This window comes from Paludifilum halophilum (assembly GCF_002245355.1).
GTDB classification, from domain to species: domain Bacteria; phylum Bacillota; class Bacilli; order Thermoactinomycetales; family DSM-45169; genus Paludifilum; species Paludifilum halophilum.
This window is the reverse complement of sequence record NZ_NOWF01000012.1, coordinates 40,036-61,353: the sequence shown is the minus strand read 5'-3', so window position 1 is coordinate 61,353 and position 21,318 is coordinate 40,036. Positions and strand designations below refer to the sequence as shown.

The 21,318-nt window shown below is 54.9% G+C and carries 23 protein-coding genes; 1 reads left to right on the top strand and 22 read right to left on the bottom strand.

Translation table 11 applies throughout. The features are described from left to right. Positions 1 to 537: 537 nt before the first annotated feature. Positions 538 to 2,070, bottom strand: a complete 1,533-nt coding sequence (locus CHM34_RS16360; protein ID WP_094265686.1) for a YifB family Mg chelatase-like AAA ATPase — start codon at positions 2,068 to 2,070, stop codon at positions 538 to 540. 355 nt (positions 2,071 to 2,425) lie between these two features. Here CHM34_RS16360 and CHM34_RS16355 point away from each other — a divergent pair, with 355 nt between their 5' ends. Next, the gene (locus CHM34_RS16355) at positions 2,426 to 3,004 is read left to right on the top strand and encodes a hypothetical protein (RefSeq protein WP_094265685.1); all 579 of its coding nucleotides are present in this window, start codon (positions 2,426 to 2,428) and stop codon (positions 3,002 to 3,004) included. Between the two features lie 126 nt (positions 3,005 to 3,130). Here CHM34_RS16355 and CHM34_RS16350 read toward each other — a convergent pair whose 3' ends face one another. The 21 genes from CHM34_RS16350 to CHM34_RS16250 form a co-directional block, all read right to left on the bottom strand. After that, the gene (locus CHM34_RS16350) at positions 3,131 to 3,490 is read right to left on the bottom strand and encodes a YraN family protein (protein WP_094265684.1); all 360 of its coding nucleotides are present in this window, start codon (positions 3,488 to 3,490) and stop codon (positions 3,131 to 3,133) included. Between the two features lie 50 nt (positions 3,491 to 3,540). Further along, positions 3,541 to 4,341 carry a ribonuclease HII gene (rnhB, locus tag CHM34_RS16345; protein ID WP_094265683.1) on the bottom strand — a complete coding sequence of 267 codons (801 nt, stop codon included), beginning with the start codon at positions 4,339 to 4,341 and terminating at the stop codon, positions 3,541 to 3,543. Continuing rightward, positions 4,316 to 5,209 (bottom strand): ribosome biogenesis GTPase YlqF, encoded by an 894-nt coding sequence (gene ylqF, locus CHM34_RS16340; protein WP_094265712.1) that lies wholly within the window; start codon positions 5,207 to 5,209, stop codon positions 4,316 to 4,318. Before ylqF ends, rnhB begins: the two co-directional genes overlap by 26 nt. Before the next feature lie 16 nt (positions 5,210 to 5,225). Then, positions 5,226 to 5,777, bottom strand: a complete 552-nt coding sequence (lepB, locus tag CHM34_RS16335; protein ID WP_094265682.1) for a signal peptidase I — start codon at positions 5,775 to 5,777, stop codon at positions 5,226 to 5,228. A gap of 170 nt (positions 5,778 to 5,947) precedes the next feature. After that, positions 5,948 to 6,292, bottom strand: coding sequence for a 50S ribosomal protein L19 (gene rplS / locus CHM34_RS16330; protein ID WP_094265681.1), 345 nt, complete (start codon positions 6,290 to 6,292; stop codon positions 5,948 to 5,950). Between the two features lie 100 nt (positions 6,293 to 6,392). Next, positions 6,393 to 7,142 (bottom strand): tRNA (guanosine(37)-N1)-methyltransferase TrmD, encoded by a 750-nt coding sequence (gene trmD / locus CHM34_RS16325; RefSeq protein WP_094265680.1) that lies wholly within the window; start codon positions 7,140 to 7,142, stop codon positions 6,393 to 6,395. Between the two features lie 16 nt (positions 7,143 to 7,158). Further along, positions 7,159 to 7,683: a ribosome maturation factor RimM gene (rimM, locus tag CHM34_RS16320; protein ID WP_094265679.1), complete on the bottom strand. Its 525-nt coding sequence runs from the start codon at positions 7,681 to 7,683 to the stop codon at positions 7,159 to 7,161. Positions 7,684 to 7,732: 49 nt separating this feature from the next. Further along, the gene (locus tag CHM34_RS16315; protein ID WP_094265678.1) at positions 7,733 to 7,960 is read right to left on the bottom strand and encodes a KH domain-containing protein; all 228 of its coding nucleotides are present in this window, start codon (positions 7,958 to 7,960) and stop codon (positions 7,733 to 7,735) included. A gap of 40 nt (positions 7,961 to 8,000) precedes the next feature. Further along, positions 8,001 to 8,273, bottom strand: a complete 273-nt coding sequence (rpsP, locus tag CHM34_RS16310) for a 30S ribosomal protein S16 (RefSeq protein ID WP_094265677.1) — start codon at positions 8,271 to 8,273, stop codon at positions 8,001 to 8,003. A gap of 32 nt (positions 8,274 to 8,305) precedes the next feature. Then, positions 8,306 to 9,658, bottom strand: a complete 1,353-nt coding sequence (gene ffh / locus CHM34_RS16305; protein ID WP_094265676.1) for a signal recognition particle protein — start codon at positions 9,656 to 9,658, stop codon at positions 8,306 to 8,308. 37 nt (positions 9,659 to 9,695) lie between these two features. Next, positions 9,696 to 10,025 (bottom strand): YlxM family DNA-binding protein, encoded by a 330-nt coding sequence (gene ylxM / locus CHM34_RS16300; protein ID WP_094265675.1) that lies wholly within the window; start codon positions 10,023 to 10,025, stop codon positions 9,696 to 9,698. Positions 10,026 to 10,139: 114 nt separating this feature from the next. Beyond that, positions 10,140 to 10,853 carry an MOSC domain-containing protein gene (locus tag CHM34_RS16295; RefSeq protein ID WP_094265674.1) on the bottom strand — a complete coding sequence of 238 codons (714 nt, stop codon included), beginning with the start codon at positions 10,851 to 10,853 and terminating at the stop codon, positions 10,140 to 10,142. A 187-nt stretch (positions 10,854 to 11,040) separates the two neighbouring features. Then, the gene (gene ftsY / locus CHM34_RS16290) at positions 11,041 to 12,027 is read right to left on the bottom strand and encodes a signal recognition particle-docking protein FtsY (RefSeq protein ID WP_094265673.1); all 987 of its coding nucleotides are present in this window, start codon (positions 12,025 to 12,027) and stop codon (positions 11,041 to 11,043) included. 12 nt (positions 12,028 to 12,039) lie between these two features. After that, complete coding sequence (gene smc, locus CHM34_RS16285) at positions 12,040 to 15,624, bottom strand: chromosome segregation protein SMC (RefSeq protein WP_094265711.1); 3,585 nt, start codon at positions 15,622 to 15,624, stop codon at positions 12,040 to 12,042. A gap of 74 nt (positions 15,625 to 15,698) precedes the next feature. Further along, entirely contained in the window at positions 15,699 to 16,085 is a 387-nt protein-coding gene (locus tag CHM34_RS16280) for a tRNA-binding protein (RefSeq protein ID WP_206093826.1), read from the bottom strand. Between the two features lie 125 nt (positions 16,086 to 16,210). After that, positions 16,211 to 16,906: a ribonuclease III gene (rnc, locus tag CHM34_RS16275; protein ID WP_094265672.1), complete on the bottom strand. Its 696-nt coding sequence runs from the start codon at positions 16,904 to 16,906 to the stop codon at positions 16,211 to 16,213. A gap of 18 nt (positions 16,907 to 16,924) precedes the next feature. Beyond that, positions 16,925 to 18,172 (bottom strand): beta-ketoacyl-ACP synthase II, encoded by a 1,248-nt coding sequence (gene fabF / locus CHM34_RS16270; protein WP_094265710.1) that lies wholly within the window; start codon positions 18,170 to 18,172, stop codon positions 16,925 to 16,927. 97 nt (positions 18,173 to 18,269) lie between these two features. Beyond that, a complete protein-coding gene (locus CHM34_RS16265; RefSeq protein ID WP_094265671.1) occupies positions 18,270 to 18,503 on the bottom strand; it encodes an acyl carrier protein in 234 nt (77 codons plus the stop codon). An 84-nt stretch (positions 18,504 to 18,587) separates the two neighbouring features. Continuing rightward, complete coding sequence (fabG, locus tag CHM34_RS16260) at positions 18,588 to 19,328, bottom strand: 3-oxoacyl-[acyl-carrier-protein] reductase (RefSeq protein ID WP_094265670.1); 741 nt, start codon at positions 19,326 to 19,328, stop codon at positions 18,588 to 18,590. Positions 19,329 to 19,340: 12 nt separating this feature from the next. Then, positions 19,341 to 20,279 (bottom strand): ACP S-malonyltransferase, encoded by a 939-nt coding sequence (gene fabD, locus CHM34_RS16255; RefSeq protein WP_094265669.1) that lies wholly within the window; start codon positions 20,277 to 20,279, stop codon positions 19,341 to 19,343. A gap of 37 nt (positions 20,280 to 20,316) precedes the next feature. Then, the gene (locus CHM34_RS16250) at positions 20,317 to 21,315 is read right to left on the bottom strand and encodes a beta-ketoacyl-ACP synthase III (protein WP_094265668.1); all 999 of its coding nucleotides are present in this window, start codon (positions 21,313 to 21,315) and stop codon (positions 20,317 to 20,319) included. Positions 21,316 to 21,318 lie beyond the last annotated feature (3 nt).

Here is a 21,318-nt window from a genome sequence, read left to right as displayed (position 1 = left end):
AGGTCGATTCAAACCGAACGATAAACATGAATGGCTGGGCTTCCCACTGAACCTGATCATGACAAAAACCCCCGCTGATCGGCGGGAGTTTCGTCTGATCACTTCTGGATCTTGTGCATGAATCAAGCCATCTCTCCGTAAGAAATGATCTAGTTTTACTTGAAAAAGAGACACCAACGCTATTATTTGGCTTGCCAACGACGAGATCGCCCAACTGCTGGAATCCCTGCTCGTCTTCTCCCCGCCGCTGTGTTTATGGAAATCGATGAAAAGTGAAGTACCGCCCACCATTATTTGAATATGGTAGCATACTGGCGAAGGAAAGAAGATCAGGAAAACGATAAGAAACAAGAAAAAAACCTTGCTTCTACCTTGAACGGGATCTTCTGGTGAACCTTGGTTCATCGACAAACCTGCACTGTCTATATATCGGGAATCACTTATCACTTAAAAAACAGGCAGGAACATACTTTCCTGTTCCAATCCATTCATAGCACTGCAATGGAGCGAGTGCACCATCTTGGCTTTGGACACCCTCTACTCCCACCATTTCCGATCCAGGGTCCGGTATTGGATAGCCTCGGCGACGTGGGGGGTGTCGATCGCTTCTTCCCCGGCCAGGTCGGCGATGGTCCGGGCCAGCTTCAGGATGCGGTCGTGGGCCCGGGCGGAAAGGCCGAGGGAGTCGAAGGATTGTTTCAGCAGATTCCGGGCTTCCTTTTTCAGCTGGCAGTGTTTTCGGATTAGGGACGGGGGCATGACGGAGTTATGGAGCAGTTTCTCGCCGCGGTAACGTTTTGACTGAATAGCGTGGGCACGGTGAACCCGTTCCCGGATGGTCTCGGAAGTCTCTTTGGGACGGGTTTCAGACAAGGTTTGATAATCCACTCGGGGGACTTCCACGTGGATGTCGATCCGGTCCAACAAAGGACCGGAAAGCTTGGAACGATAGCGCCGGATTTGGTGCGGGGTACACGTGCAGGCGCGATCCTCTTCGTAACCGAAGTATCCGCAGGGACACGGATTCATACTTCCGATGAGCATGAACTCCGACGGAAACGTGATCACCGCCCGGGCGCGGCTCAAGGTAACCTCCCGGTCTTCCAGCGGTTGACGCAGGACTTCCAGGGCCTTTTTGGAAAACTCCGGCATTTCGTCGAGAAAAAGGACCCCCCGGTGAGCCAGACTTACCTCTCCGGGTTTCGGGATCACCCCACCACCGATCAATCCCGGCTGGGAAATGGTATGGTGAGGGGAACGGAACGGCCGGTGAGAGACCAGTTTTCCCCGGTGCGACAGCTGACCGGCGGTACTGCAAATCTTGGTCACCTCCAGGGATTCCTGCATTGTCATTTCCGGAAGAATGGAGGGCAGTCGGCGGGCCAGCATCGTTTTTCCCGAACCCGGAGGTCCGATCAGGAGAAGGTTGTGCATCCCCGCCGCCGCCACTTCCATCGCCCGTTTGACATGGGCTTGTCCCTGGACATCGGCGAAGTCCTCCAACGCCTGTTCCACCTCGGGGATGGGGGATCCCTCCTCCTCAGCGGCGGAGGGCGGTTCCTCATCATTTAAAAGAGCTACCGCCTCCTGCAGAGTACAGACCGGAATCACTTGGATCCCTTCCACCAACCGGGCCTCTTCCGCATTCGCCGCAGGGAGAAACAACCGGCGGAACCCCGCCTCTTTACCCGCCATCGCCATAGACAACACTCCGTTTAAAGAGCGCAAGGTTCCGTCCAAAGCCAACTCTCCGAGAAACAGAATCCCCTCCGTCCGGTCGGGAGACACCTGTCCACTGGCGGCCAGAACGCCTACAGCGATAGCCAAATCAAAGCTGGATCCCTCTTTTTTCAAATCGGCCGGAGCTAAATTAGTCGTAATGCGCTGAAGGGGAAACTGAGAACCGCTGTTTTTCACGGCGGCCCGAACCCGTTCCCGGGATTCCCGAACGGCGGAATCCGGAAGACCTACCACATCGAACACCGGCAACCCATTGCTGATATCCACTTCCACTTCTACGATATATCCGTCGATCCCCAGCACAGAGCTGGAATACAGTTTGGCGTACATAAAAATCCTCCGAACCATACCAAGATTATCAATCAATAGCGGACACTTACATATGTTAGAACAATTGAAGGATCATTTCAAATAAAATGATGATAGAATCGAAGGGAAAGTCCAATTTTTCACATCGATACAACCAAGCTGCGTCCATCGATAACCAGGACCTGTCCGGCCATATGGAGCAAAGGGGAAAGACGTCCGGGATTAAGAAATTCACCCGTTTTCCGCAGTTCTTTAATTATGGGTTTTCCTCCGGACACCTCCGGGAAGTACATTCTGGAGGACGGGAGAATCTCTTTTTCTGGAACCGGGGATTTAGTATACTTGTTGTTAGTAGGTCCGTAAGGGGGAAGTTCGGATGTTCTCAAAACTGAAACGCTTTTTCGATTGGGAGGGGGCGCCAGTACGTTTCAAGGGCCATCAGGAATTATACAAAGAAATGGAACAGCTGAAACGGGAAAACGAGGAACTGGCCTTCCGACTGCAGCAACGATTGAAAAAGCCGACACCGGAGCAGAAAAGCCCCCATAAAATCCACATCGAATTCTTTCTGTACGATTCCAAAAACCAGGAGGAAACCGCCTACTCCGAAGCGGACATTCACCGTTATCCCATGATGGGCTTTACCATTCACTTTCTGGACGGGCAAGGGAGGGAATCCCAACCGGAGTGGTTGTCATTCCTCCTGACCGGACTGGAAAACACTTTTGAAGCGATGAAAGTATCCACCCACCGCGTCGAGCGTCAAGACCTATACAGCCAATTCATCGATCTGAAACTGTATCCGCAGGTGGAAGTAAGAAAATGCATTTATCTCGTTTTCCAGCAACTTTACCAGTGGCAACTCCACGGCAAGGACCAAGTCTCCTTCCGTGTCCATATCGGCGGCGATGACCTCTACCAAGAATTGCTGAACTCCCATTTAGAGGCGGTCTAACGCTACATATCATACAAAAGCCCTTTTATCCTTGTTGACGGGAAAAAGGGCTTTTGTATGATCCCATAACCGGGTTTAAAAATAGGCGTCGTATTTTAACCAAGCGACATGGATCTACTTTCAGTATTAAAAAGCGGCTTCCAAATGATCGATTTGGATCGGTCGATCCGACCGGGACAACAAAACCGAAACGACATCGATCCGAAAGGGTTGCCCTTGGAGACGGTGGGCTTGTAAATATTGAAGAGCCAACTTCCGTACCTGGCGCTGCTTCCTCGGATCGACGGACTGATACCCCAAACCGAAACGGGTTCCCCGGGTGCTCCGAACTTCCACAACGACGATTTGGCCGCGGTCCCGGGCGATAATATCCAGTTCACCCAGTCGAGTCCGCCAGTTGGTATCCCATATCTCCCACCCCTTGCGTACCAGGTGGCGACGGGCCCACTCCTCGCCGATTCTCCCCGTTCTCCTTCTCCCATCCACGGACTTCCCCGCCTTTCACCATAATCGTAACGGTTTCGCCGAACAGAGGATCATGAACCCGTGACGCCTTCCTTCCCGGGAATACGATCACCGACCGGGGAAAAACTGCGTCGGTGAAGCGGACATGGCCCCTGTTTTTCCAATGCTTCCAAGTGCTCCTGCGTTCCATAACCCATATGATGCTCAAACCCGTAACCGGGATACCGTTCAGCCGCTTGAATCATCCACTCATCACGAATCGTCTTGGCCAGTATGGAAGCGGCGGCGATGGAATGGCTGAGGGTGTCCCCTTTGACAATGGCGTGTTGGGGCAGGTCCACTCCCGGGAGTTTAACCGCATCCAAGAGAAGGAGATCCGGTGACGGGTCTAATTGAGCGACAGCCCTTCGCATCGCTTCATAGGTGGCCTGTAGAATATTGTGTTGATCGATGAAACGGGTGTCTACGATTCCCACCCCGGTCCCTAAAGCTCCTTCCTCGATGCGCCGCCGGAGCGTCAAGCGTTCCTCGGGGGTCAGTTGCTTGGAATCGTTGAGCCCTGAAGCGTCGAAATCTTCCGGGAAAATAACCGCCGCCGCTACTACCGGACCGGCCAACGGGCCTCTCCCGGCCTCGTCCAACCCGGCGACCCAGCGATATCCCTGTTCTCGATATGTACGTTCAAAATCCCACATTCGTTGAACCCGTTCCTCTTCTCTACGGATCCGTTCCCGTTTTTTCAAATAAGACCGGGCCAGTTTTTTGACACCGGCCCGGGAATCTTGAAGAAGCTCCTGTATCCATTCATCGGTGATCTCTGTCTCCGCGGACAGCCGTGCCTCAATCTCACGGATCGTTCCCTTCACCCTCATCAGGCTCCTCCTTCCTCCAGTCTCGGGGAAATTCCAGGGATATTCTCCCGAAGCGGCCGGACCGAAAATCCCGTAACACGACATCCGCCGCCTTCTCCAGATCCACTTCACCGCCGCGCCTCATGCAGCCTCTTCGGCGGCCCACTTCCTCCAGCAGGGAAAGTGGATCCCGATCCTCCGTCACCTGGAGGCGGTATCGCTCATTCAATCGTTCCTTATATCGGTCGGCCAAATACCCGAGCAAATACAGGGCCACCTCGTCCACCGGCAGAATATCCTCCCGGATCGCACCGCTGGCCGCCAGGCGCAGACCCACATCGGGGTCTTCAAATTTGGGCCACAAGATCCCCGGAGTATCCAACAACTCCATCCCGTTCCCCATTTTGATCCATTGCTGAGAACGGGTCACACCCGGTTTATCCCCGGTTTTGGCGGCGCCTCGACCGGCCAAGCGATTAATCAGGGCAGATTTACCGACATTGGGAACTCCCAGCACCATTGCCCGGATGCGTCGATGGCGGATTCCCTTTTCCCGAAGAGCGGCCAATCGATCCTTCATCAAATCCCGGCTGATGGACGGAATTCGCTTGACACCGGTCCCCGACAAGGTATCGATCGGAAGTACTTTTACATCGGCTGAACGAAACGATTCACTCCACTGCCGAGTCGCTTCCGGATCCGCCAGATCACTTTTCGTCAACAAGATCACTCGCGCCTTACCCCCGACCAACTCATCGATCAACGGATTGCGGCTGGATAAAGGCAGGCGGGCATCCAACAGCTCGAAAGCCAGATCCACCTGCTTCAATCGTTCTTCCACCTGGCGGCGGGCTTTGGCCATATGGCCGGGAAACCACTGTATCGCCATCACGTCTTCACCTGCTTTACCAAAGGAAGGAAAAATCATCCGGCGGCCAAAAAATAATATCCGCCCGACCGACGACCTTGTCCAGGGAGATCGGCCCGATTTCGCGGCTGTCGCTGCTGTTCATCCGATTGTCTCCCATAACGAACACATGGTTTTCGGGCACCTCCACCGGGCCGAAATCCGCCGTTCGATTTCCTTCATCTATGTATGATTCATCGATACTCTCGCCGTTGACGCGAACGATATTGTTCTGCGCCGACACGACATCGCCAGGCATCGCAATCACGCGTTTAATGTAATCCTTGTTTTTTGAAGCGTGAAAAACGATGACTTCACCGGGCTCCGGATCGCGAAAAAGGTAGATCATCTTATTGACGATCACCAAATCGCCGTTATGCAGGGTGGACAACATCGATGGGCCGGAGACGCTGAAAGGCGAAAAGACCATGTAACGGATAACCAAGGCTAATACAACAGCAATCGCAAGCGCCTGAATCCATTCCCACGCTTCATTGTCTCCCCGCTTCTTTCGTCCGTGCCTGGCGGAACGGGGGGTGAACTCACTCATGAAGCTCCTCCTGACTATCGCGATCACACCAACAAGAATACGAAGATTTCAGAACACGGAGAGGCAACAAGCCAATTATATCATAGGATTTACCGATAGGAGAGAGAAAAATCGGCGCATTCCTCTCCTTACCAACGGTAGGAGAATCCTGCGCCATTCTTTTCCATATGTTAATGGATTTCTTTGATTCGGGCTGCCTTACCGCGCAACTGACGGAGATAATACAGTTTGGCACGACGCACTTTACCGCGGCGCATCACCTCGATCTTGTCGATCCGGGGAGAATGCAGCGGGAAAGTACGTTCCACGCCGACACCGTAGGAAACTTTGCGAACCGTAAACGTTTCCGAGATCCCGCCTCCGCGGCGTTGGATCACCACGCCTTCAAAGACCTGAATCCGTTCACGCTGTCCCTCGACGACCTTTACGTGCACCCGCAGGGTGTCACCGGCGCGAAACCGGGGGACATCCTTTTTCATCTGCTGTTCGCCCAATTCACGTACTACCGGGTTCATCGGTTTCCCTCCTTCCCGATAAAATAATTTATTCGTCCATCACAATCATCGGGTTCTCAAACACAAAAAATATTTTATCACATGGCTTCAGTGAAGACAATCAGACCTCAGAAGGGCCATCGTCCCTGTTCAGCGTCCGAAGATGAGCCCGGTCCTCCTCCGTTAAGTCGGCGGAATCCAGAAGGTCGGGGCGCCGCTCCATCGTCCGTTTGAGCGCCTCTTGCCGGCGCCAACGTTCGATCTGGGCGTGATGTCCGGATAATAGAACATCCGGCACTTTCCACCCGCGAAAATCGGCAGGACGGGTGTATTGGGGATATTCCAAAAGGCCCGTGGAAAAGGAATCCGCCTCTGCCGACGCGTGGTTTCCCAAAACACCGGGAATCAACCGGATGACACTATCCATCACGACCATCGCCGGCAACTCGCCTCCGGTGAGCACGTAATCGCCAATGGAAATCTCTTCATCCACCAAGTGTTCCCGGATGCGTTCATCATACCCTTCATAATGACCGCACATCAAAATGAGGCGGGAGTGTCGGCTCAGCTCCTCCGCTTTTTTTTGCGTAAAGGGTCTGCCTTGAGGGCTCATCATCAGCACCGGCGGTCGGACGGATTCGTTTCTGGCGAGATCCTCCACCGCGCGGAACAAGGGTTCCGGTTTCAACACCATACCGCCTCCGCCCCCGTAGGGAGTATCATCAACCGTACGGTGCTTATCGGTGCTGTATTCCCGGAAATCAACCACCGAAGCACTCACCAAGCGGTTTTCGATCGCCCGCTTCATGATGCTGGAGGATAAAAAACCGTGAAACATTTCCGGGAACAATGTCAATACATCGAATCGCACATCAGCACCCCCTCGATCACTCCAGCCCCTCCATCCATTGGATCCGGACGCGTTTGGCGGAGACATCGACTTCCTTCACCACATCCTCGATAAAAGGAATGAGAAGCTCTCCGCCCTCCGGCTTTTCTACGACCCAGACGTCGTTGGCGCCGGGTTGCAAAATATCGGTGACGACCCCCAGTGTGCGACCGTCTGTCGTCACCGCCTCGCATCCCATGATCTCATAAAGATAAAAGGCATCCTCTTCCTCCGGTTCCACCCGGTCCGCCGGATCCACCACCAGTGTTCCGCCTTTATAAGGCTCCACCTGATCGATATCGGTCCATTCCTGAAACCGGACGAGGAGCCCTTTCTTATGAGGCCGGGCATCCTCCACCGTCAAGGAAAGCATTTCTTCATGATCGGGATGAGACAGGAACACTTGAGACTCCGGGGCAAAGCGGACCTCCGGAAAGTCGGTTCGGGGAATGACGCGGACCCCGCCCCGGATGCCGTGGGTACCGGCGATATGGCCGACGGTTAACCAATCCGGTTTACGCATAACCCGGCCTCCTTTTGCTTCGATCATGCTGTGGGAAGCCGTTATCCGGTCAGACGATTTCCACCAAAACGCGCTTTTGTTCCTTCACCGCGGCTGCGCCGACCACCGTTCGAAGCGCTTTGGCAATCCGCCCCTGCTTTCCGATCACCTTACCCATGTCTTCAGTGGCGACAGAGAGTTCAAACACGATCGCTTCTTCCTCCTGCCGCTCCCGCACACGAACCTGGTCGGGATGATCCACCAGGGCTTTGGCGATCACTTCAATCAAATCCTTCAACCGGACTCCCCCTTTACGCCTGAGAAGTCAGACAGGGAACTCACTTCTGGTTTTTGGCTTCGTGCACCTTTTTCATCAAGCCTTCATTGCGAAACAGGCTTTTCACCGTATCGGAAGGTTGCGCACCCGTCGCCAGCCACTTGAGCGCTTTTTCCTCATCGATATTCACCTGGGCCGGTTTTGTCAGCGGATTGTAAGTTCCGATCTCTTCGATGAACCGACCGTCCCGAGGAGAACGGGAATCCGCTACAACAACGCGGTAGAAGGGGGCTTTCTTAGCACCCATGCGCTTCAGACGAATCTTGACTGCCATACTCTTTCACCTCCTATACAGGATCAAATGGTTTACTGCATAAACGGGAACTTAAACCCGCCGCCGAATCCTTTTTTCTTCTTACCCTTGGACATCGAGGAGAATCGTTTCATCATCTTTTTCATATCGGAAAACTGCTTGATCAACCGGTTGACGTCCTGGACCGTGGTACCGCTGCCCGCGGCGATACGCTTGCGGCGGCTGGCGTTGATCACTTCCGGATGTTGCTTCTCCTCCCGGGTCATGGAACGGATGATCGCTTCCACCTTGGTCAACTGCTTCTCGTCGACTTGCAGGTTTTTCATCCCTTTCATCTGACCCATTCCCGGCATCATTCCGAGAAGTTCGTCCAGGGGACCCATATTGCGCACCTGGTCCATCTGTTCGAGGAAATCATCGAAGGTAAACTGCTGGGTGCGCATCTTCCGTTCCAGATCCTTTGCCTTCTCCTCGTCCACATTAGCTTCAGCCTTTTCGATCAGGGTGAGCACGTCACCCATACCCAGGATTCTGGAAGCCATCCGCTCCGGATGGAACGGCTCCAGAGCATCCACCTTTTCTCCCATTCCGGCGAATTTCACCGGACAATCCGTCACGGATTTGACAGAAAGGGCGGCACCGCCCCGGGTATCCCCGTCCAGCTTGGTCAGAACCACTCCGGTGAGAGCCATCTCTTGATGGAAGCTTTCCGCCACATTGACGGCATCCTGACCGGTCATGGCATCGACGACCAGTAAAATCTCGTCCGGTTCGACCTTTTCCCGGATGGCCTTTAATTCATCCATCATCGTCTCATCAACGTGGAGGCGGCCGGCGGTATCGATCAGGACCACATCATTTCCCTCTTCCTTCGCTTGGGCCACCCCGCGTTCAGCGATTTCAACCGGGTTCTCTTGATCTCCCAGTGAGAAAACCGGAAGTCCGATCTGATCGCCCAGGACCTCCAGCTGGCGGATGGCGGCGGGACGATAAACATCGCCGGCAACCAGCAGAGGGTGTTTATTCTGCTTTTTCAGGTGGTGAGCCAATTTCCCGGTGGTGGTCGTCTTACCCGCCCCCTGCAAACCCACCATCATGATCACGGAAGGTTTGGAGGAAAGGTCCAGCTTGCTCTGCTGTCCACCCATCAACTGGGTCAGTTCCTCGTTAACCACTTTGATTACTTGCTGGCCGGGAGTCAGGCTTTTCATCACTTCCTGTCCGACGGCCCGCTCGCTCACCCGGGCGACGAAGTCCTTCACCACTTTAAAATTGACGTCGGCTTCCAAAAGGGCCAAGCGAACTTCCCGCATCGCCGCTTTGACGTCGGATTCGCTCACTTTTCCCTTGCCCCGCAGTTTTGAGAGAGCCGATTGCAGCCGTTCGGACAATCCTTCAAATGCCATGGTGCCGCCTCCCCTATCCAGGATCTTCGGGCATCCGTCAATCCAGGTCCAAAAGTTCCTGCAGCAGGGATTCCACCGCTTTCCGATCCGATGAACCCTTCATCTCGGTACGGATCTGTTCCACGATTTCCCGCCTGCGGACATGCTTCGCAAACAGCCGGAGCTCCTGCTCCATACCCTCCATGATTTTCCGGGCCCGCTTGATCCCTTCGAAGACAGCCTGGCGAGAAATTCCAAAGTAGTCGGCGATCTCACCAAGGGACCAGTCTTCGTGGTAGTAGAGCTCCAACATGGTCCGCTGCCTCTCCGTCAGGAGCGGCCCGTAAAAATCGTAGAGCAGGTTGATCCGGGTCGTCTTCTCCAGCAATCGGAGCCACCTCGATCCGCATGTCAGGGAATTACCCTTTACAGGTGAATATCATACCGAAAACAAATACAGGTGTCAAGGATTTCGGTTTGACTCCAACAGCCTGCGCCTGACTCATTCCTCATTCGGCCCTATCACCCGGGGTTTGGAATCCCCATTTTCCCCGGTGGCCGCTCGCTTGGACAGGGCTTTCACCCAGTTTTCCGCCAGCAGGTGGCAGGCGGCCAAATCGGCGGCGGCCCTGCGGTCATTCTCTTGATGATGCAAAATATCATTGCACCGGGCGATCGTCCATTGAGGATACGGCCGATCCAACCGTTGGATGGCATCACCGGGCTCTACCATTCCTTCCTCGATCACGCGAAGGTACCACCCCGTCCGGCCTGTGTTCTGCATTTGCAGGGCCAAATCCTTCACCCGCCAGCGACGAGCAGGTTTCCAGCAGGGAAGGCGAGGTTGAGATACCTGGACCACCGCTTCACCGATACGGTAGACATCTCCGACGCAAACATCCTTCTCCGTCATTCCGGAAACGATGAAATTTTCCCCGAACGCCCCGCCGTCAAAATCGGAAAAACCCAACTCCCTCCGCCACAAAGGGTAATGAGCGTCGGCATAGACCAGGACCGCTTTTTCCGGACCGCCGTGATGTTTCAAGTCGGCTTGCCCATCGCCGTCTAGTCCCGTTTTCCCTAGCCGGACAGGGCCTTGAACAGGCTGTTTAAAAATACCGCTCCGCCAAGGGCGTTCCATCGGATGGACCGCATGTTCCACTCCGACGGAACGAGGCATTCCCACATGAATTTGCAGTAAAAAAGGGCTGCTCATTGAAAATCCTCCCTATCGATTCACTAAAGCCCATTATATACCATCAGGAACCACGTCGCTGTCTAATCCCCTGATCACGTAGAAAAAAGCCCGCCGAGTCAGGCAGGCTTTACGATCCTACAGAATCCTTTCCCTGTGATGGGCTTGGACATCGATAAGATATATTTCCGACTTTTTCACAAACCTTTTAGGCCTCTTCTTCCTTCTCGATCGCCTGGACAAAGAGGGCGTGGACGAATTGCTCCGCGTCGAAGGGTTGCAAGTCGTCCAGCTTCTCACCCAATCCGATCCATTTGACCGGGATGGACAATTCCCGGCGGATGGCAACAGCAATGCCCCCTTTGGCGGTTCCATCCATCTTGGTTAGGACGATTCCCGACAACCGGGTGGCTTCGTTGAACCATTTTGCCTGTTGCAGAGCATTTTGACCCGTCGTGGAGTCCAGCACGAGTAACGTTTCGTGGGGAGCCTCCGGTACTTCCCTCTGGATGACGCGGTATACCTTTTTCAACTCCTCCATCAGGTTGACCTTGCTGTGCAACCGGCCTGCCGTGTCACAGAGGAGGATATCCGCCCCCCGGGCTTTGGCGGCCTGAATTCCGTCGTAGATGACAGCGGCGGGATCGGAGCCCGCCTGATGCCGGATCACATCGACGCCGACCCGTTCCCCCCATACTTCCAATTGTTCAATCGCCCCGGCGCGGAACGTATCCCCTGCCGCCAGGATCACTCGTTTTCCTTCTTGTCGGTATTGGTGAGCCAGCTTCCCGATGGTGGTGGTTTTCCCCACCCCGTTTACTCCGACGAAGAGAATGATCGACAGGCCGTCTGCTTTCAGATTCATAGCCGTGTCCCTGTCGTCTCCCTGCAACATTTCCACCAGGATTTCCGACAGAAGGGGCTGCAGATCGGCAGGGTCTTTGACTTTGCGCTGCTTCACTTCGCTCCGCAGACGGTCGACGATCTCCATCGTCGTCTGAACGCCGACATCCGCGCCGATCAGTACATCCTCCAGCTCCTCAAACAGCTCCTCATCGATGCGATTGCGGCTAAAGACACTGTCCATCGCACCCACCAGAGAAGAGCTGGTCTTACTCAATCCGTCTTTAAACTTCTGTGTCACCGATTCCGTCGTTTTGGAAACACTCTCTTTCAGCCGTTTAAAAAAACTCATCCTTCAACCTCCTTAAGCCTTGGCCACCGCAACTTCCTGGCCATCCTCAAACTGATCCAGCTTGACAGAGACCAGCTTGGACACCCCGGCCTCCTCCATCGTGATCCCGTAAAGAACATCCGCCCCTTCCATCGTCCGTTTTCGGTGGGAAATAATGATAAACTGCGTCTTTTGCGAGAACTCCCGCAGGTATGTGGTGAAGCGGGTCAGATTGGCTTCATCCAAAGCGGCATCCACTTCATCCAAAACACAAAAGGGGACGGGCTTATACCTCAATACAGCAAAGAGAAGAGCAATCGCGGACAGAGCCCTTTCCCCTCCGGAGAGAAGACCCAGGTTTTGCGGTTTTTTCCCCGGCGGCTGAGCGATGATCTCAATCCCTGTCTGCAATAGATTATCCGGTTCGGACAGGCGTAAATCGGCCCGACCTCCTCCGAACATTTGAACAAAGACATCCAAAAACTCCGTCCGGATCGCATCAAAAGTCTCTGAAAAACGGCGGGACATCTCCGATTCGATATTATGAATGACCTCGAACAGCGACTCTTTGGCTTCAATCAGATCGTCCCGCTGTCCTTGCAGGAAGGAAAAACGCGTGCTCAAACGTTCGTATTCGTCAATGGCTCCCAGGTTAACCTCACCCAGGGCAGCGATTTTCCCCCGCAGGGATTTGACTTCCCGTTCCGCTTTCTTCGGATCTTCCGGCCGGGAATATCGATCCCTGGCCAGCTCATAGCTGATCTCGTACTCCTCTGCCAGCTTTTCGAGCAAGTGGTTTAATTCGACATCCAGCCGGTTGACTCGAACTTCCTGCTGGTGCATCTCTTCCTGCAATTTTTTCAACTGTTGCTGAACTTCTTGGGCTTTCTTTTCCTTCTCAACGCGATCGCTTTGAAGCGAATCCCGTTCCTCCTTGGCGGCTTTGAGCGATTCCTGCACCCGCTCCTTCCGGTGGCGGTACTCTTCCGCCTGGTCAGCCAAACGCTTGGCCTCCTCGTCATTGTCCGCGACTCCAGTCTGAAGCTGATCCAACTGTTCCTCAGCCTCTGCGAGCTGCCTGTCAACCCGTTGGCTTTCTTGTTCCAACCGTTCGCAGTCAGCGGCCAAATATTCCCGCTCCTGCTGGAGACGGGCGGCGCTGATCTTCCAATCCGTGATCTCCCGGTTCGCCTCATCTTTTTCCGACGCATGCTGCTGAACCCGTTCCTGGGAGGAATGAATCAAGCGTTCCAGCCGAGACTGTTCGGCATCCATCTCCTCCAGACTCTTCCGAGCTTGTTCAAAACTCCGTTCGAGGCGAGCCTCCTCTTGCTTCACTTTCTCCCATGCTTCCCGATTTTTCTTTTGTTGGTCTTCCAGCGTCCGCCTTTCCAGGTCCAGCTCCCGTTCATGTCCCTTGAGCTCCTGTTGGCGCAAGCGCAATGTTTCCCCCTCTTGGCGAATCTTTTCCAAATCGGTATCCAACCGGTTTTTCTCCGTTACGCACTTTTCATGGCGGTGTTGCACCTGTTCCCATTCTCTTTGCGATGACTCAATCTGCTGTTCCAATTCTTCCACCTGGCGGGAACGGCCCAACAAGTTCACCTTGGACTTTCGGCGACTCCCTCCGGACATGGACCCTCCGGGGTTGACAACATCCCCCTCCAGAGTGACGATCCGAAAGCGATAACCCATTCGCCGGGCGATTTCATTGGCGTTTTTCAGCGTCCGGGCCACAATCACATGTCCCAGAAGGCTCTGTAGAACACTGCGGTAGGCCGATTCGGTCTTCACCAAATCCGCGGCGATACCGACAAACCCGGGAGCCGACTCCAACAGCTCCTTCTCAGCGGAGGGGACAAAGCGACCCCGGATGACGTCCAGAGGCAGGAAAGTGGCCCGCCCGGCGTGCCGTTCCTTGAGGAATCGAATCCCTCGACGACCGACCGATTCATTTTCCACCACCAGGTGCTGCATCGCTCCGCCTAAAGCCGTTTCCACCGCCGCCTCGTACTCCTGAGGGACACGGATCAACTGGGCCACCGCTCCATGAATTCCTTTCAAGGTTCCCTGATCCCGGGCCTTTAACACTTCTTTTACTCCTTGAAAAAACCCGGTATGATCCGCTTCCATATCCTTCACAATCTCCCGTCGGGAACGGAGACCGTCCAGCTTCTGTTCCGCTTGGCGCAGAGATTGGTCCATCTGTTTCAATTGGTCTTCCAGTTCTTTCTTTTTATCCGCCCCTTCCCGATAAGAGACGGTACAACGGTCGAGATCCACTTCCACCTGCTGGATCTCCTCCTGTAAATCATCCCTGCGTTTCTTCAACTCCTCCTCTGTCCGCCGATCCTCTTCACTCTGAGACTCCAGCAACTCTCTCTGTTCCGCCTGGCGACCTTTTTGCTCTTCCAGATACTGCTTTTCACTGTGCAAACGAGTCTTTTCATGAAGCAATTCCGACAAGCGTGCTCTCAGCTCATCCAAGTCGCCGGTTCCGCTGTCTCCCACAGCGGCCAGTTTCGCCTCCGCTTCCTCAAGGCGAGCGGTAATCTTCTCCCATTCCTGTTCCTTTCGACTCAGGCGTTCCTTCTGCGCTTTCCATTCCTGTTCCAAACGGCCCTTCTCTGTTCGGAGCTGCTCCAGGCGGGCGAGTGTCTGCTTATGCGTCTCGCCGCGGTTCCGGGCCCTCTCCATCAGCACTTCTCGTTGCCCTTCCGCCTTTTCCAGCTCCTCACTTACTTGAAGAAGCTCGCCCTGCAGGGATTCCACCTGTTTTTCCTTTTGACTGAGCTGCCAGCGAAGTTCTTCCAACAAGACCTTCCAGCGCTTCCCTTCCTCCGACAGCTTCCCATCCCCATCCGTCAGCTGCTTTAATCGCTCACTGGCCTCCTTCCAATTTTGGTGCAGCGTTTCAATCTTATGTACATACAAACCGATCTCGGCTTCGGACAGAGCCTGTTTCAGCTCTTTGTATTTCTTGGCTTTTTCCGCCTGCTCCTCCAAAGGGGCAACCTGCTCCTCCAATTCACTGACCAGGTCCTCGATCCGGGCGAGATTTTGATCCGTCGACTCCAGCTTTCTCTCGGCTTCCCGCTTGCGGGATTTATATTTGACGATTCCCGCCGCCTCTTCAAAAATGGCCCGACGGTCTTCCGACTTGGTGCTCAGAATTTCGTCGATTCGTCCTTGTCCGATCATGGAGTAAGCTTCTTTCCCGATCCCGGTGTCCATGAATAATTCGGTAATATCCTTCAGACGACAAGACTGCTTATTGATGTAGTATTCACTGTCTCCTGAACGATACACCCTTCGGGTGACGGTTACATCGGAATAATCGAGGTTCAGCTTCTGATCCGTATTATCCAGGGTGATGGCTACTTCACAGTAACCCACCGGCTTCCTGGAATCACTGCCGGAAAATATGACATCCTGCATCGATGAACCCCGCAGAGATTTGGCACTCTGTTCCCCGAGCACCCAGCGAATGCCGTCAGTGACATTGCTCTTTCCGCTCCCGTTGGGTCCGACGACGGCTGTAACACCCGGGACAAACTCCAGCTCGGTCCGGTTGGCAAAAGATTTGAATCCGGTCATTTCCAATCGTTTCAGATACAAAACGCTCCCTCCCTTCATTATGGATCCTTTCTTTATGCCCCAACCAATTATTTTACCACGAGAATAGCACCGGTTCATGGCGAATCGGTGCCGGTGTCCCATTTTTTCTTTTCCGGAACGGTCCGTTCAGAAAACCCGCTTGCCAAGAGGAACTTCCCGATCCGCTTGGATGAGGGCGACCTCCCCCCGTCCATGGCAACCCCCAAAACGAGGACCTCCGATATAAAATCAGCGATCTGCCGAGGCGGAAAATTGGTTACTGCCAATACCCGCTTCCCCTCCAGGGATTCCCGATCGTAAAGCTGGGTGATCTGGGCACTGCTCTTTTTCACCCCGAGCTCACCGAAGTCGATCCACAGTTTATAGGCCGGTTTGCGCGCCTTGGGAAAAGCCTCCGCCCGCACCACTTTCCCGGTACGGATCTCGATTTTATCAAAGTCTTCAAAGGTGATGTCGGTCATCGGTTACACTCCTCTCAGTGTATCTTCAGTAAAAAGAGAAGCAGTCCTGGTGCCTTTTCCGAATCCCCCGGAGTGTTCATACAAAACCACCGGCCTGCTTTTCTATGCAACCGGTGGTCGGGGGATTATTTCTTCGACTGTTGGAGTTGCTGGAGTCCTTCAGCGGCGGCACGTTGTTCCGCCTCCTTCTTGGAGCGGCCGGTGCCTGTCCCCAGCTTGCGATCGGCCAGCCAAACTTCGGCGACAAACTGCCGGTCATGGGCCGGCCCTTGTACATCGACAATCTGGTAGTCCAATGCTCCCAGGTGATCCCGCTGGATCGCCTCCTGAAGCTGGCTTTTGGCATCCGTCGCCCATGTCAGCCACCGGTCGTCAACGCGTGGAAAGATAAAGGAACGGAGAAACGCCTTGACCCCTTCCACACCCTTTTCCAAGTAAAGGGCACCGATAAAGGCCTCAAACACATCCGCCAATAGAGCGGGGCGATTCCGGCCGCCGGTCATTTCCTCCCCTTTGCCCAACCGCACGTAATTTCCAAAGTCCAGCTCCCGGGCGAAAGCTGCCAGTGACGGCTCACATACGATCCGTGCCCGCATCCGGGTCAAGTCACCCTCCTTCAAATCGGGAAAACGGTCGTACAAGTATTCCGAGACCGTCAGTTCCAAAACCGCATCCCCCAGGAACTCCAGCCTTTCATTATCCAGCTGGGACTGATCCCCTTTGCGCTCATGGGCATAAGACGTATGGGTAAACGCCTGTTGGAACAAGGTTTCGTCCCGGAGATCCAGACCGATTTTCCGGCTTAATTCGGTCAGGTTCATCTCCTTCTCACCACCTGCTTAATCCGCGCCATCGTACTTCTTCAGCACGATCGTCGCATTATGGCCCCCGAAACCGAAGGAATTGGACAAAGCCGCCTGCACCGATGTCCGCCGCGCTTCGTTGGGGACGCAATCCAGATCACAATCGGGATCCGGATGTTCGTAATTGATCGTCGGCGGAAGGATCCCCTCTTTCAGTGCGAGGGCCGTGGCGATCGCTTCCACCCCGCCGGAGGCGCCCAACAGGTGCCCCATCATCGATTTGGTGGAACTGACGGCCAATCGGTAGGCATGTTCCCCAAAGGCGCTTTTGATCGCCATCGTCTCATATTTTTCATTCAGCGGGGTTGATGTTCCATGGGCATTAATATACCCGATTTGCTCGAGTTCCAAGCCGGAGTCCTCCACCGCCCGTTTCATCGCTCGGGCCGGACCTTCGCCGTCGGGAGAGGGGCTGGTCAAGTGATATGCATCGCCGCTCATGCCGTATCCAGCCACTTCGGCGATGATATTCGCTCCCCGAGCCTGAGCGTGTTCCAGCGTTTCTAGGATGAGAACACCGGCCCCTTCCCCCATGACAAACCCGTCACGCTCTTTATCAAAGGGACGGCTCGCTTTCTCCGGTTCGTCATTGCGGGTGGTCATCGCCTTATTGGCGCAGAAACCGGCGAAAGCCATCGGGGTAATCGTGGCTTCGGTTCCTCCGGCAATCATGGCATCGGCATCGCCCCGCCGGAGAATCTCGGTGGCATCCCCGATGGAGTGGGTCCCGGTCGCACAGGCGGAGATCGCCGCACTGTTGGGCCCCTTGGCTCCAGTGGAAATGGAAACCTGCCCCGCCGCCATATTGGCGATCATCATCGGGATGAAGAAGGGGCTGACCCGGTTGGGTCCCCGCTTCAGGTAAATCTTGTGCTGCTCTTCCCAGGTTTTAAGCCCTCCGATGCCGGAACCGATATACACGCCGACCCGGTCCGGATCTTCCCGTTCGATGTCCAGCCCCGCATCCTTCAGAGCCATCTGGGAAGCCACCACACCGAATTGGACAAAACGGTCCATCTTCCGCGCTTCTTTTCGTTCCATATAATCAAGCGGATTGAAGTCTTTCACTTCCGCCGCAATTCTCGTGGAAAAATCACTGGCGTCAAACTGAGTAACGGGACCGACCCCGGATTGACCCTGAATCAAATGGTTCCAGAATGTGGGTATATCATTGCCGATCGGTGAAAGGACCCCCATACCGGTGATCACTACCCGTTTCGCCACTTTCATTCACCGCCTTTTCTACCAACAAAATGGGAGGGTTGCGTCGTTTGGAAAAGAGGTAGAAAGTCCCGTCACAAAAACGGGACTTGGTCACCTCTCAGGAACGGGATTCGATATAATTCACGATATCCCCTACCGTGTTGATTTTTTCAGCCTGCTCATCGGAAATCTCCATGGAGAACTCGTCCTCCAATTCGAGGATGAGATCCATGACATCCAGAGAATCGGCACCCAAGTCATCCTTGACCGCCGCTTCCGGAGTCACCTCGGAGGCGTCCACCCCCAGACGATCCACGATAATGCGCTGTACTCGGTTCAACGTATCTGCCATTTCCTTCACCTCCCTCTCGTATTATACGAGATGTCTTTTAAAAAATCGAGTAATACCGTTGCGGCTCTGATGTAAAGCCGCCACTCAGGTTACCATGCCGCCGTCAACGTTCAAGGTTTGTCCCGTCATATAGGAGGCGTCATCGGAAGCCAAAAACTTGACCGCCGCCGCCACATCTTCCGGTGAACCCAGGCGGGCCAGAGGAATCTGTCCCTTCATCCCTTCCCGGGCTTCTTCTCCCAGTTCAGCAGTCATATCTGTCTCGATAAACCCGGGAGCGACGGCATTAACAGTGATTCCGCGACTGGCCAACTCTTTGGCTGTCGTCTTGGTCAGACCGATGACACCCGACTTGGCCGCAACATAATTGGCCTGACCCGGGTTGCCGACAACCCCGACCACGGAGCTGATATTGATGATTCGTCCGGAACGCTGCTTGATCATGGGACGGGTAACCGCCTTGGTACAGAGGAACACCCCTTTCAAGTTGGTGTTCACAACCCGGTCCCAGTCCTCCTCCTTCATCCGGAGGATCAAATTGTCCCGGGTGATCCCGGCGTTATTGACCAGGATATCGATGCGACCGAATTGCTGAATCACCTGTTTGACGGCGGTATCCACCTGTCCGGCGTCAGACACATCGGCCTGGACCGCCAGGGCTTGACGGCCGGACTCGCGGATCCGGGATACCGTCTCTTCGGCGGCTTGCCGGTTGCCGGCATAAACGACGGCAACATCGGCCCCCGCTTCCGCCAGGCTGAGACAAACCGCCCGGCCAATCCCCCGGGAACCGCCGGTAACCATAGCTATTTTACCGGTTAGCATCCGAATGCCTCCTTATAAACCCATCTTTTCCAAATATTTATGAAAGGAATCCACATCCTGCACGGAGACGGCAGTCACCCTCCGTTGAATCTTACGAACCAGCCCCGTCAGCACATTGCCGGAGCCGACTTCTACAAAGGTATCCACGCCTTGATCCAACATCCAACGGATACTGTCTTCCCACAGCACCGGGGAAGCGACCTGTTTCACCAGCGATCTCCGAATCACTTCCGCCTCCGTAACCGGACGGGCGGATGTGTTGGCAACCACCGGTATCGACGCATCCTTCAAGGCCGCTTCATCGAGTACCGCTTCCATCCGCCGGGCGGCCGGCTTCATCAAGCTGGAATGAAAAGGGCCGCTTACGGGCAGGGGACGCACTCGCCGAGCCCCCGCTTCTTTCGCCCGCTGTCCGGCGGTTTCCACCGCCGATCGCTCCCCGGATAGGACCAGCTGTCCCGGACAATTGTAATTGGCAGGCTGTACCACGCCTTCTTCGGCACGGACGGTTTCGCAGATTCGGTCCACAGACTCCCGGTCCAGGCCGATCACAGCAGACATCGCACCTTCTCCGGCGGGAACCGCTTCCTCCATCAACAGTCCCCGCTGCCGTACGGTACGGACAGCATCCTCGAAGGAGAGAGACCCCGCCGCAACCAAAGCCGAGTACTCGCCCAAACTGTGGCCGGCGACAACATCCGGCTGAACCCCCTTATCCCCAAACAAAGACAAAAGAGCGATACTGGTTGTCAAAAGGGCCGGTTGCGCGTTGACCGTCAGGCGGAGCTCTTCCTCAGGTCCCTCAAAGCAAAGCCGGGATAAAGAGGTTCCCAGGGCCTCGTCCGCCCGTTCAAAATATTCCCGGGCCGATGCATTATGATCGAAAGCCGCTTTTCCCATCCCGACCTTCTGGGAACCTTGTCCCGGGAACAAAAACGCTGTTTTACCCAACATCGTCCCTCCTATGTACAGCGGTATTCCAACCGCATCATTGCACGGAGTCGATCGTCCATTGCAATACCGTGGCTCCCCAAGTCATCCCTCCGCCGAACCCGACGAGGATCACGATATCTCCTTTTCGAATCCGGCCAGCCCGAACAGCCTCATCCAGGGCCACCGGAACAGAGGCGGAAGACATATTTCCGTATCGATCCAGATTGATGACGACTTTGTCCTGGGACAACCCCAGCCGTTTCACCGCGGTATCGATGATACGGACATTGGCCTGATGAGGAACCAGGTAATCGACGTCCTCCTTGCTCAACCCCGCCTTTTTCAGCGCTTCCTCCGCCGAAGAACCGAGGACTCGGACGGCGAATTTGAATACTTCCCGCCCATTCATGGCGATAGAATGGAGCCGGTTTTCCACGGTCTCCACCGTCGCCGGCATCCGGGATCCTCCCGCAGGCTGCTTCAGGAGATCACCCCCGGAACCGTCGCCGCCCAATTCAAAAGAGAGAAACCCGCTTCCCTCTTCCACCGGACCCAACACCGCCGCCCCGGCACCGTCGCCGAAGAGGACACAGGTGTTGCGATCCGTGAAATCCGTGATTTTGGACAGACAGTCCACACCGACCACCAGGGCATAGCGGTACACCCCGTTCTCAATGAATTGGGATGCGGTTGATACACCATAGATAAAACCGGTGCAAGCCGCAGACAAGTCAAAAGTTGCCGCCTGGCCCGCTCCCAGCCGGTCCTGAACCAGACAAGCCGTCGCGGGAAACGGCATATCCGGCGTTACAGTCGATACGATGATCACATCCAGCTGATCGGCGGTGATCCCCGCCGCCTTCAGTGCTTTTCGGCCGGCTTCCACCGCCAGATCGGAAGAGGCCTGATCCTCAGAAGCGATCCGGCGCTCCCGGATTCCTGTACGGGACACGATCCATTCATCGCTGGTATCCACCATTTTTTCTAAATCCGCATTGGTTAAAACTCGTTCGGGCAAATAGGCCCCTGTTCCGATGATGCCCACCGATCCCATCCG

Excerpts from the sequence above, each read along its gene's own strand:
- CHM34_RS16360 (WP_094265686.1), bottom strand. The coding sequence starts at position 2,070 with ATGTACGCCAAACTGTATTCCAGCTCTGTGCTGGGGATCGACGGATAT.
- CHM34_RS16355 (WP_094265685.1), top strand. The coding sequence starts at position 2,426 with ATGTTCTCAAAACTGAAACGCTTTTTCGATTGGGAGGGGGCGCCAGTA.
- rnhB (WP_094265683.1), bottom strand. The coding sequence starts at position 4,341 with ATGAGGGTGAAGGGAACGATCCGTGAGATTGAGGCACGGCTGTCCGCG.
- ylqF (WP_094265712.1), bottom strand. The coding sequence starts at position 5,209 with ATGGCGATACAGTGGTTTCCCGGCCATATGGCCAAAGCCCGCCGCCAG.
- lepB (WP_094265682.1), bottom strand. The coding sequence starts at position 5,777 with ATGAGTGAGTTCACCCCCCGTTCCGCCAGGCACGGACGAAAGAAGCGG.
- rplS (WP_094265681.1), bottom strand. The coding sequence starts at position 6,292 with ATGAACCCGGTAGTACGTGAATTGGGCGAACAGCAGATGAAAAAGGAT.
- rimM (WP_094265679.1), bottom strand. The coding sequence starts at position 7,683 with ATGCGTAAACCGGATTGGTTAACCGTCGGCCATATCGCCGGTACCCAC.
- rpsP (WP_094265677.1), bottom strand. The coding sequence starts at position 8,273 with ATGGCAGTCAAGATTCGTCTGAAGCGCATGGGTGCTAAGAAAGCCCCC.
- ffh (WP_094265676.1), bottom strand. The coding sequence starts at position 9,658 with ATGGCATTTGAAGGATTGTCCGAACGGCTGCAATCGGCTCTCTCAAAA.
- CHM34_RS16295 (WP_094265674.1), bottom strand. The coding sequence starts at position 10,853 with ATGAGCAGCCCTTTTTTACTGCAAATTCATGTGGGAATGCCTCGTTCC.
- ftsY (WP_094265673.1), bottom strand. The coding sequence starts at position 12,027 with ATGAGTTTTTTTAAACGGCTGAAAGAGAGTGTTTCCAAAACGACGGAA.
- CHM34_RS16280 (WP_206093826.1), bottom strand. The coding sequence starts at position 16,085 with ATGACCGACATCACCTTTGAAGACTTTGATAAAATCGAGATCCGTACC.
- rnc (WP_094265672.1), bottom strand. The coding sequence starts at position 16,906 with ATGAACCTGACCGAATTAAGCCGGAAAATCGGTCTGGATCTCCGGGAC.
- CHM34_RS16265 (WP_094265671.1), bottom strand. The coding sequence starts at position 18,503 with ATGGCAGATACGTTGAACCGAGTACAGCGCATTATCGTGGATCGTCTG.
- fabG (WP_094265670.1), bottom strand. The coding sequence starts at position 19,328 with ATGCTAACCGGTAAAATAGCTATGGTTACCGGCGGTTCCCGGGGGATT.
- CHM34_RS16250 (WP_094265668.1), bottom strand. The coding sequence starts at position 21,315 with ATGGGATCGGTGGGCATCATCGGAACAGGGGCCTATTTGCCCGAACGA.